Annotated in this window: 9 protein-coding genes; 1 reads left to right on the top strand and 8 read right to left on the bottom strand. The window is 60.7% G+C overall.

The window, feature by feature from the left end; translation table 11 throughout:
• Window positions 1-459: 459 nt before the first annotated feature.
• The 8 genes from E4J93_RS02250 to E4J93_RS02215 all read right to left on the bottom strand — a co-directional run bounded on the left by E4J93_RS02250 (window position 460) and on the right by E4J93_RS02215 (window position 8,312).
• Window positions 460-1,182: a GntR family transcriptional regulator gene (locus E4J93_RS02250; RefSeq protein ID WP_147587865.1), complete on the bottom strand. Its 723-nt coding sequence runs from the start codon at window positions 1,180-1,182 to the stop codon at window positions 460-462.
• A 95-nt stretch (window positions 1,183-1,277) separates the two neighbouring features.
• The gene (locus tag E4J93_RS02245) at window positions 1,278-1,907 is read right to left on the bottom strand and encodes an HAD family phosphatase (RefSeq protein WP_147587864.1); all 630 of its coding nucleotides are present in this window, start codon (window positions 1,905-1,907) and stop codon (window positions 1,278-1,280) included.
• A 58-nt stretch (window positions 1,908-1,965) separates the two neighbouring features.
• Window positions 1,966-2,949, bottom strand: coding sequence for an SIS domain-containing protein (locus E4J93_RS02240; RefSeq protein ID WP_147587863.1), 984 nt, complete (start codon window positions 2,947-2,949; stop codon window positions 1,966-1,968).
• A 255-nt stretch (window positions 2,950-3,204) separates the two neighbouring features.
• Window positions 3,205-4,044, bottom strand: a complete 840-nt coding sequence (locus tag E4J93_RS02235) for a PTS system mannose/fructose/sorbose family transporter subunit IID (RefSeq protein WP_187231572.1) — start codon at window positions 4,042-4,044, stop codon at window positions 3,205-3,207.
• 13 nt (window positions 4,045-4,057) lie between these two features.
• Window positions 4,058-4,855, bottom strand: coding sequence for a PTS sugar transporter subunit IIC (locus E4J93_RS02230; protein WP_147587862.1), 798 nt, complete (start codon window positions 4,853-4,855; stop codon window positions 4,058-4,060).
• 59 nt (window positions 4,856-4,914) lie between these two features.
• Window positions 4,915-5,832: a PTS mannose/fructose/sorbose transporter subunit IIAB gene (locus E4J93_RS02225; RefSeq protein WP_147587861.1), complete on the bottom strand. Its 918-nt coding sequence runs from the start codon at window positions 5,830-5,832 to the stop codon at window positions 4,915-4,917.
• A gap of 256 nt (window positions 5,833-6,088) precedes the next feature.
• Window positions 6,089-7,147, bottom strand: a complete 1,059-nt coding sequence (locus E4J93_RS02220) for a DMT family transporter (RefSeq protein WP_147587860.1) — start codon at window positions 7,145-7,147, stop codon at window positions 6,089-6,091.
• Window positions 7,148-7,319: 172 nt separating this feature from the next.
• Entirely contained in the window at window positions 7,320-8,312 is a 993-nt protein-coding gene (locus E4J93_RS02215) for an SIS domain-containing protein (protein WP_147587859.1), read from the bottom strand.
• Between the two features lie 220 nt (window positions 8,313-8,532).
• On the opposite strand from E4J93_RS02215, the gene E4J93_RS02210 reads away from it, so the two are divergent.
• The gene (locus E4J93_RS02210; RefSeq protein ID WP_147587858.1) at window positions 8,533-9,258 is read left to right on the top strand and encodes a GntR family transcriptional regulator; all 726 of its coding nucleotides are present in this window, start codon (window positions 8,533-8,535) and stop codon (window positions 9,256-9,258) included.
• Window positions 9,259-9,315: the final 57 nt, after the last annotated feature.

Below are 9,315 nucleotides of genomic sequence, written 5' to 3'. Positions count from 1 at the left end.
GTCGCCCGACCCACGATAGAGCTACAAGGGGAGGGGCTCCAATGTTCAACTCATATCGTCTTTTGCCATCTATACACCGCTTCGGCCCTTACGGAAGCAGGCGGCTGCCGCATTTCCACTCACTTCGAGGGGTCGGCGGACTAAAACAACCTGGCACCCCCGAAGTGAGTGGAAAAATCGAGAGGCGCCCGATATCCCGCTGCAATTTGCAAGAAAACCCCAGGTGAGGCGCTCCCCCAACAGGGGTCTACTCGCCCCCTTCGAAAAAATCAACTCACTTCGAGGGGGAGGGCTCGAAGGGAGCTGATTTTTCTCCTCACTTCGAGGGGGAGAGCTCGAATAGTCCGCTCTTGGATCCCGCTTCAAGGGGACGGCTCGAAAAAATCTGCCCTTGGGCCCCGCTCCGAGAAGGACGGGCCGAAAGGAGCGGTTTTTTCGCCTCGCTTCGCCGACAAGTGCTTAAAGCACAAATCGATAGCGGCTGCCCACGTAATACTGGCGACCGATGCACACCGGCTTGCGGTCCGCGTCGCCGAAGCACACGTTCAGAAACAACAGCGGATCACCCTGAGAGATCGCCAGGCGCGTTGCCTGCTCGCTCGTGGCTCGCACCGCCTCCACGGTACGCATAAGCGGCACCTCCGGACGCTTCCCGCCCACCTCCGAGATCTTGTCGAACATCGACACATCATTTAAGTCCTCGGTCATCAAGGACTGGTAGCCCTCGTAGGGCAAAAAGATATTCTCCTCGAAGATGGGTTGGCCATCCGCCGTGCGGATGCGCTGGACATACAACAGCAACGCCTCTTCCGACAAATCAAGCAGACGAGCCTCCTCGGAGCGCACCGGCACGATCAAGCGATTGAGCACGCGCGCGCCCGGCTCCATGCCGTTGTCCTCGCACACCTGCGTGAAACCTCGCGCCACGGTGTACTGCAGCAGGCGACGATTGATGTGAGGCGTGCTCACGAAGGTCCCACGCCCCTGTTGCTTCACCAAATAGCCCTCCGAACACAGCTCCTCGACGGCGCGGCGCACCGTGATGCGGCTCACGCCGTACTGCTCGGCCAGCTCGGGCTCGGACGGGATGCGCTCCTTCGGCGCGTACTCGCCGCTCTCGATCGCCCCCTTGATCTCTTCGAAGACCTGCTGGTACAGCGGGGTCGTCCTGTTCGTCGCCATAGCGCTCTCATCCATTCATCTGCATCGTCATATATGTCGTTATAATTATAACCATATCAATGACATGTTGCACGTGCGCCCGAGGAAGACATGCCTTAGCCGAGCTCCTCCAGCACATCCCACAAGCTGTCGATCACCCGGTCCGCCGCCGACTGATCGAGCTCAACGCCCTCCTTGGGCTTCAGCGCCAACGTCCGCGCACCCGAGCGCACGCCCGCCTCGATGCCGAAGGGCGAATCCTCGACCACCAGGCACTCCTCCGGCTCCACCCCCAAAAGCTCCATCGCACGGAGGTACACCGCCGGATCGGGCTTGAAGGCGCCGCAGTCGTGGGCGCTCAGCTTGAGGTCGAGCACGTCCTCCAGGCCGGCGGCGTCCACCAGCTGCTGGATCATCTCGATCTGTCCCGAGCTCGCGATGGCGCACTTCACGCCGCGCTCCTGCAGCGCCTCCATGACGGGGCGCGCGTCGCGGTTCATAAGCTCGTCGTAGGGCACGGGGTGCGCCTCCATATAGGGCAGGTAGCCCTGCTTCAGCTCCTCGCGGCGAACGGGGTCGTCGGGTTCGAAGTACTCCCACACGTACACGTCGTTCGTTCCGGACAGGTCGGGGATCTCGTCGAACACGAAGCCCTTGGTCTCCAGGTATGCCGCGCGGCGGCGGTTGTAGAACCACTCGGTGTCCACCAGCACGCCGTCGTTATCGAACAGCACCGCCTTGATCATGGGAACCTCCCTCGAATAAAAAAGGCGGCCCCGAAAAGGAGCCGCCCGCCGAATCGAACTAGTAGGTGAGCTTCCACATGTAGCGACGCTTAGTCAGCGGGTGCTGGCGGGCATCGGCGATCTTGTTGCCGTACACGCGCATGACGGCGAGGTGCAGCAGCGGGTTGAAGTAGGTCAGCACACTCGCGGGCACGGCATCGGCCAGGCCGTAGTCCTTGGCGTCGATGAGCGCGACCTTGGCATCCATGCGCTGCAGGAAGGTAAGGGCGCGGGCGTCCATCGGGCGGGTCGCGCCATCGGACATGAAGAAGACGTAGGGCTTACCAGGGGTGGTCATCTCGAACGGGCCGTGGAAGTACTCGCCGGTGTTGTAGGCGGCGGCATCGATCCACTGCATCTCGGTGAAGAGGAAGGCGGCGTGGGAGTAGGCCATCTTCTCGGAGGCGCCGGATGCCATGAAGTAGATCATCTCGTCGTCCTTGAAGTCCTGAGCGAACTGCTCGGCGACCTTCTCAGCCTGCTGAGCGGACTTCTCGCAGAGCTCGAAGATGTTGGTCAGGCCGGTGACCATGTCCTCGTAGTGCTCATAACCCTCGGTCTGCTGAAGGATCTCGAGAGCGAGCGCCATGGCGTAGCCGGGCTTCTCGGCCTTAGCGGCGAAGTTGGCATGGAAGCCGTGGACGATCACGTGGTCGGCGTCAACGGTCAGAGCGGAGCCAGCCTTGTTGGTGAGGGAGACGACCGGGCAGCCGTGCTTCTTGGCGGTCTTGTTGGCCTCGACGGTCTCGGGCGTGGAGCCACCGAGCGAGCAGGTGATGACGAAGGTGTGCTCGCCGACCCACTTCGGGGTGTCGTAGTTGAACTCGTTGGCGGTGAAGATCTGGACGTTCAGCTTATCGGTGTTGTTGGCCAGGAAGTACTTGGCGGGGTACAGGTCGGACATGGAGGCGCCGCAGCCCACGAAGGCGACGCTGTGGATCTCGTGGTTGGACAGGACGTCGGCAACGATCTGCTTGGGGAGGTTGAGGTCGATCTCGTACATGTTCAAAACATCCTTTCGGTTGCTTGCTCAGCCCCGCCGTATGGCGGGCCGTTGTTACCAGGTGATTGACGGGAGGGCCGGACGGTCGCAGCGGAGATTGGGCTGCCTCGACTTAGGGAACCGAATGCCGGCCGGCCTCCCACCAGGGGTGGAGTGTCTATCGGAGTCGCAACGCGCCTCGGTCGCGAAGCCCTTCTGCGGGGCGTCGCGATTCCCGCAGCTGGGAACGGGCGCGGCATGAGCTTGGTACAGGTGCTAGACGAGGACGCCCAGAGCGGAGAGGGCGATGCCTCCGACGATGGCGATCGCGAGGAGTGCCAGGGTGTTCGCGCCCTTCTTGATGAGCCAATACATCAAACCGGTAAGCGCCAGCGGAATCATGTTCGGCATCATGGAATCCAGGATGTCCTGAATGACCACGGCGCCGTCAGAGAACGCAAGCGGCGTGGTAGCGCCAATGAGAGTCGCGATCATGGCGCCCACCGACATGAGGCCCACGATGCCGCAGACATACATGAGCTTGTCCATCATGTTGCCGCCCTGCAGCTTCTGCAGGTACTCATGGCCGCCCTGGTAGCCGAGCTTGGCCGCGAACCAGGTAATGAGAACGGACGGAACGATGGAGATGGCCATCGCCAGGATCGGGCCCATAATGGAGCCCTGCTGCGCGAGCTGCACGCCGAGGCCGAAGGCGATGACGCGAATCGTACCCTGGAAGAAGGAGTCGCCGATACCAGAGAGCGGGCCCATCAGCGACGTTTTGATCGCGTTGATGGAATCGGGGTTCACGCTGGCGCGGTCCTTCGCGTACTGCTCCTCCATGGAGGATGCGAGGCCGAGGACGAAGGCGCTCGTCTGCGGGGTGCAGTTATAGAACGCCATGTGGCGACGATAGGCCTCTTTCTTGGCCTCGAGCTGCTGGGGATCGGTCTCGTCCGGATAGCAGCGGTCGATCGTGGGAACCATGCCGTACAGGAAACCCATGTTCATCTGGCGTTCGTAGTTCCAAGAGTCCTGAATTGCCCAGGAGCGCCAGAAGAACTGCCAAATCTTCTTGTTGAGCGATACGTCTTGATTAGCGATCTCGTTAGCCATGGTGCTCTCCCCCTTACTCATCGTCTTCGAGCGGATCGTATTCGGCCCCGGCGCCCGCGATGGCAACGCCGCCGTTGTTGGCATACTTGATGCTCATGAGGATGAGCGCGAGGATGACGCCGAAGATCGAGACGGCGATCACGGAAAGGCCCAGATAGGATGCGAGCATGAAGCCCAGGAACAGGAAGACCGTCATGCCCTTGTTGAGCATCATCGAGAGCAGGAGTGCAAGACCATAGGCGGTGAGGATCTTGGAGGCCACGTTCAAGCCGTCGGTGATCCAAGCTGGGATCATGTCAACGATCGCCTGGACGACGTCGGTACCCACGAAGACCGCGGCGAAGATCGGCAGGAAGTACATAAGCGAGTAAAGCGCCGTGCCAGCCACGATGTGCATACGGTAGGCCTTCTTGAAGCGACCGGCCTCGATAGCGGAATCGGCCACATGGGTGAGCGCCGCGATGATAGAGCGAAACACGATGCCGAGCAGCTGCCCGAGGACCGCGACGGGGATTGCGATCGTCATGGCCGTCTCGGCGGATGCGCCGGTCAAGCAAGCGAACGCGGAGGCGACGATGCCGCCCAGGACCATGTCGGGCGGAACCGCTGCACCAACCTGGACCAGACCCATGCTGACCAGCTCGACCGCCGCGCCGACGGCAAGGCCGGTGGGCACATCGCCCAGCACCAGGCCGACAAGCGTCGCGCCGATCAGCGGTTGCTCGAAGTTCAGGCGGCCCAACAGGCGCGAGTCGAGCATGCAGAACACGCCGACAAGGCCGACGAGCAGCGCGCTAATGAACGTATCCATTACCTTCTCCTCTCAGAAGTATTCGTTGCAAACCCCACGGTTCGGGGATACATGCCTGCTTAGAACGAGCTGATATCCGTACGCGCCTGCGTAGGCGTCTGCTGCTCGTAGATCTTGATGCCGAGGTCCAAGATCTTCTGGGCGTCGGCCTTCTCTGCGGCATCGAGGAAGACGGAGCTGTCCTTGCCGCCAACCGGCTCGGCACCGTCGTGGTTGGCCGCCGCACCAAAGTTGACCTCGGGGAAGGGATAGGAGCTCACGAACTGAAGCAGCTCGCGCACGTTGCCGAATACGAACATCACGTTCTCGCCCAGCGTGTTGAGCTTCTCCATCTTGGAGAGCGCCCTCTCGACGGTGTACACGTTGAGGTACACGCCGGCCGGCTTGGCGAGCCTGAGCGCGCCCTTCTTGATCTCATCGGACGCCGCCTCGTTGTCCACCACGATGATGCGGCTGGCGGCAACCGAGTTGACCCAGGAGAATACGACCTGGCCGTGAAGCAGGCGGTAGTCCAGACGCACCAGCACGATGTTCGCCTTGCCGCCCTTGCCGGCGACGACCTGTTTCCTAGGCGCCTTGGCCAGCAGGGGTACGGAGTCACGGCAGTTGTCCAGACCGGCGCGCGCCTCCTGGATCAGATCGACGAGCTCCTTACCCTGGATGGGCACGGGGGACATCGCGAGCGTGAGCACGAGCGGCATGTTCATACCGCTGATCACGGTGATGCGATCGTCGCGTTCCATCAGCTCCACCATCGAGTTGTTGACGCTCGATCCCATCATGTCCGTGCAGACGTAGATGGTATCTGCGGCATCAAACGTCTCGATGAGATCAGCCGCCTTGCCCGTAACGGGCTCTTTGTCATCGCGCAGAAGCGAGATAACGTGGACGTTGGGGACGTCGCCAAGGACCATTGCCAACGTATCGCGGACACCTGCTGCGAGCCCGCCGTGCGATGCCAGAATTATCTGATTCATCACGCCTCCTCTTAGTCGTTATGGTCATTATAGATGACCTAGCTAGTATGTCGAGTGTTCTTTAGCAGACTATGGTATTTTCTGGAAATATGTACCGTCCACTGGTCTATAGCGACCGTTCACCCGTTATATACGTCATAGTATGTTTCAAAGGCGAGCCAGCCATCGCCTATGATTTAGCCATGATCCCGCCCGATGGGCGCACCTCGCTCGTACGCGGAGTACGGCGCGACACGGCTCCAGCCCGCACCTGGCATTATCGCAGCGCGACCCATGCCTGCCAGTCGCCGCCGCTTACGAACTCGGCGTAGCCCGCCGCCTTTTCCTGCGCCCATGCCCGCCCGCTGAACCGCATGGACTCCGCCACATGACCATAGAGCTCACTGCGGCGAATTTCCTCGAAGCTCGTGTTCATCACGAAGATGGAAAGTAGCACCAGGCAGATGCCCGCCATCTTCACTGGACCAGCCGACTCGCCGTAGACCCCAATGCCCACCAGCACGGTCGTGACCGTCTCAAACGAAGCGACAACTGGCACCCTGGACGCCTCGAGCCCCATCGACAATCCGTTCATATAGAAGATGTACGCCAAAGCCGTCGGGATGAGGCCAAACCCCAGCAGGACGAGCAGCAATCGCGGACTCGCCGCAGCGGCGATATCCGTCCAAGGGCACGCCAGGGCGAGCATGGTCGCACCGCCGAAGACGAATCCGTAAAACGTCACCGCCAGCGGATGCACCCGCTTTGTTGCGACCTTGCTGAAAACTGCCAGCAAGGCACCCATGAAACCCGCGGCCACGCCGGCTATGATGCCGAGCGCCGAGAAGCCCATCGAGGAGAAGTCGCCATTGGTTACCGCCAGCACGCATCCGATGACGTTGATGGCGATCGAGGCGAGCTTGCTCGAGGTCACCGGCTCGCGATAGAGCAGCCGCCCCAGCGCCACCCCGAACACCGGCATGGTGTAGAGCAGGACCGACGCTGTCGACATGCCCACCTCGCCCATGGAAATGTAGTACCCGAGGTTGGCGAACGCGAGCCCCACGATGCCCACGAGCGCACAGGGGACGAGCGAAGAGAGCGGCACATGGAACAACGCGCGCGCAGACGGTCGCTCCCCCACGGGCACCCCCGACCCGCGCGCCCCCATCACAGCGAGCACGGGCGCCAGCATCGCCGCACCGAACAACAAACGCAACGCAGCGATGCTCGCCGAACCCAGCCCCAGCGCAGTGAGATCGTTGACGAAGATGCCGATGCATCCCCACGTCAGCGCTGCAATCAGCACCATCGCATAGCCTTTTTTCACGTCCACGGCTCCGCTCCCTCCGGTCGATCAGCTCACTTACTATAACAGACGTTATACTCGTTATAGATGTTTCAATACTTCTTCAAGAGATCCTTGCTTGGTCGGGCGATCCGGCGATTTCATCGGGCAGATCGGACCACGGGAGGTGCCACTTGCAGCGTGGGTGCAGCGCGTCCAGCTAGTATGCAAGCTTCCACATGTAGCGACGGGTCATGTAGTCCTTATGGGTGACCCGAGAAAGGGCACGCATATAAACGTTATTCAGAATCGGGGAAAAGACCAGGTGATTGAAGTACTCGGATACCGAATCCTTGATGTCGTTCAAGCCGAGCTCCTTCGCATCGAGCTGGTAGACGCGGTCCCCGCCGTACCGGCCCAAGAAGCGGACGCCGCGCTCGTCGTTCGCGCGCGACCGACCCACCGAGATGAGCTGGAACAGCGACGTGCGCTTGTCCAAGATCTCAAAGGGCCCGTGGAAGAAGTCGCACGTGTTGATCGTGCAGGAATCGATCTGGAGCATCTCCTGGATGTTGCAGATGGAGAAGACGTACGCCGCGCCGTACAGCGGGCCCTGCGCCATCACGTTGATGCAGGGCTTGTCGGCGTTCTGCTGCGCCCAGGCCTCGGCAAGCGGCGCAGTATAGGCAACCGCCTTGCGGTAGATGGGGTCGATGAGGCCGAACGCCGCCATCGCCGAATCGTATTCCGCATAGCCCTCCGTCTGCTGCACGAGCTCCATGGCAATCATGGTCACAATGGCAGAGTTTGTCTCGCCCATGTCGGTCTCGTCAACCGCGAGGCTGCCGTACTGGACCTTGTACTCGCAAACATCCGTGAGGCGCGACTCGTCCACGTACACGCCCACGGTCGCAGCCCCCAGTTCGCGCGCCACCTCGGCCGCCGCGATGGTCTCGGCCGTGCCACGCATGGAAACGGCGACGACGAGCGTATTCTCATCCACATAGCGCGGCGTAGCGCGAACGAACTCGCTGCTGGTATAGCTCGAAGACGCGATGAGGGTCGCCTCGTGCTCCATAAAGTATTGAGCGGGGTAGTTACCGCCATTCGAACCGCCAGCACCGACCCACACCACGCGCCTGATACCGCCCACATGCTTCTTATTCTCGAGAATCCGGATAACCATGTCTCGAACTTGTTCCTGCTTATTCATGAGTATCAGTCCTTTCGTCATCCATATGATTAGTTATTGATACAAGTTAGATATAGGACTTAAAACCACCTACGAAGGGTTGTCTACGATGAACGGCGTATTATTGGCCGTAAACGGCTTATATCGACATTTCCCCTATCATTGAGCACAATTTGGACAGCAGGTAAGCTACTGTAAGTGGCATACAAGTTTGTGATATCACTAAGGTTCGAGACCGATTATGAATGTAAGAACCACATCCACGGATGCCCTCTATTGCCAGCTCGCCGAAGAGCTGCGATCAAAAATCATCCGCGGCGTGTATCCCTGCGGCTCCAAGCTGCCATCGGAATCCGAGCTAATCGCCGACACCGGCCTCTCGCGTAGTACGGTGCGCCACGCACTCAAGATACTTGTGGACGAAGGACTCGTTGCAAAGAAGCGCGGTCGCGGCGCGTTCGTCTCTAAAACCCTGCAATCCCATGCCGATGAGACCGTATTCTCGAGCTTCACCACGAGCATGCAAGGTGGCCGATCCGAGTTCGAAACGCGCCTCGTGGACGCTCGCATGGCGGACGCGCCTTCGGACACGGCCTCATTCCTACGCGTCGACCCCGCAAGCCCGGTCGTCGAGCTCGTACGCCTACGCTATCTCGACCGCGAGGCGTTCTGCTTGGAAACCACCTGGTTGCCCAGGGAATTCAAAGAACTGCTCGACACCGACCTCGACCGTCGCTCGCTCTACACCGCACTACGCGAGCACTTCCACCGCGTCCCCGCCAACGGCCATAAAACGTTTGAGGTCTGCTTCGCCCGCCCGCGCGAAGCGTTTCTGCTTGACGTCGAGCGCGACACCGCGCTCATGCTCGTAACGGACTTCGTCTACGACATCGATGGCAGGCCGCTCCATGTCTCGAAGCGCGTCATGCGGACCGACAAGACAAAATACACAGAACCCATCCGCTAGCTGTTGTGTGCCGATAGGTTGTTTACGCCGTAGACTCGCGACATGGGCGGCAGGCCC

Origin of the sequence: Collinsella sp. BA40 (assembly GCF_008014645.1) — a bacterium.
GTDB lineage: Bacteria > Actinomycetota > Coriobacteriia > Coriobacteriales > Coriobacteriaceae > Collinsella.
Note: the sequence above shows the minus strand (reverse complement) of the source record. Positions and strands in the feature narration are given on the sequence as shown.

Coding starts and splice junctions, on each gene's coding strand:
- E4J93_RS02225 (WP_147587861.1), bottom strand. CDS start 5,832: ATGAATCAGATAATTCTGGCATCGCACGGCGGGCTCGCAGCAGGTGTC.
- E4J93_RS02230 (WP_147587862.1), bottom strand. CDS start 4,855: ATGGATACGTTCATTAGCGCGCTGCTCGTCGGCCTTGTCGGCGTGTTC.
- E4J93_RS02250 (WP_147587865.1), bottom strand. CDS start 1,182: ATGGCGACGAACAGGACGACCCCGCTGTACCAGCAGGTCTTCGAAGAG.
- E4J93_RS02235 (WP_187231572.1), bottom strand. CDS start 4,044: ATGGCTAACGAGATCGCTAATCAAGACGTATCGCTCAACAAGAAGATT.
- E4J93_RS02215 (WP_147587859.1), bottom strand. CDS start 8,312: ATGAATAAGCAGGAACAAGTTCGAGACATGGTTATCCGGATTCTCGAG.
- E4J93_RS02245 (WP_147587864.1), bottom strand. CDS start 1,907: ATGATCAAGGCGGTGCTGTTCGATAACGACGGCGTGCTGGTGGACACC.
- E4J93_RS02210 (WP_147587858.1), top strand. CDS start 8,533: ATGAATGTAAGAACCACATCCACGGATGCCCTCTATTGCCAGCTCGCC.
- E4J93_RS02240 (WP_147587863.1), bottom strand. CDS start 2,949: ATGTACGAGATCGACCTCAACCTCCCCAAGCAGATCGTTGCCGACGTC.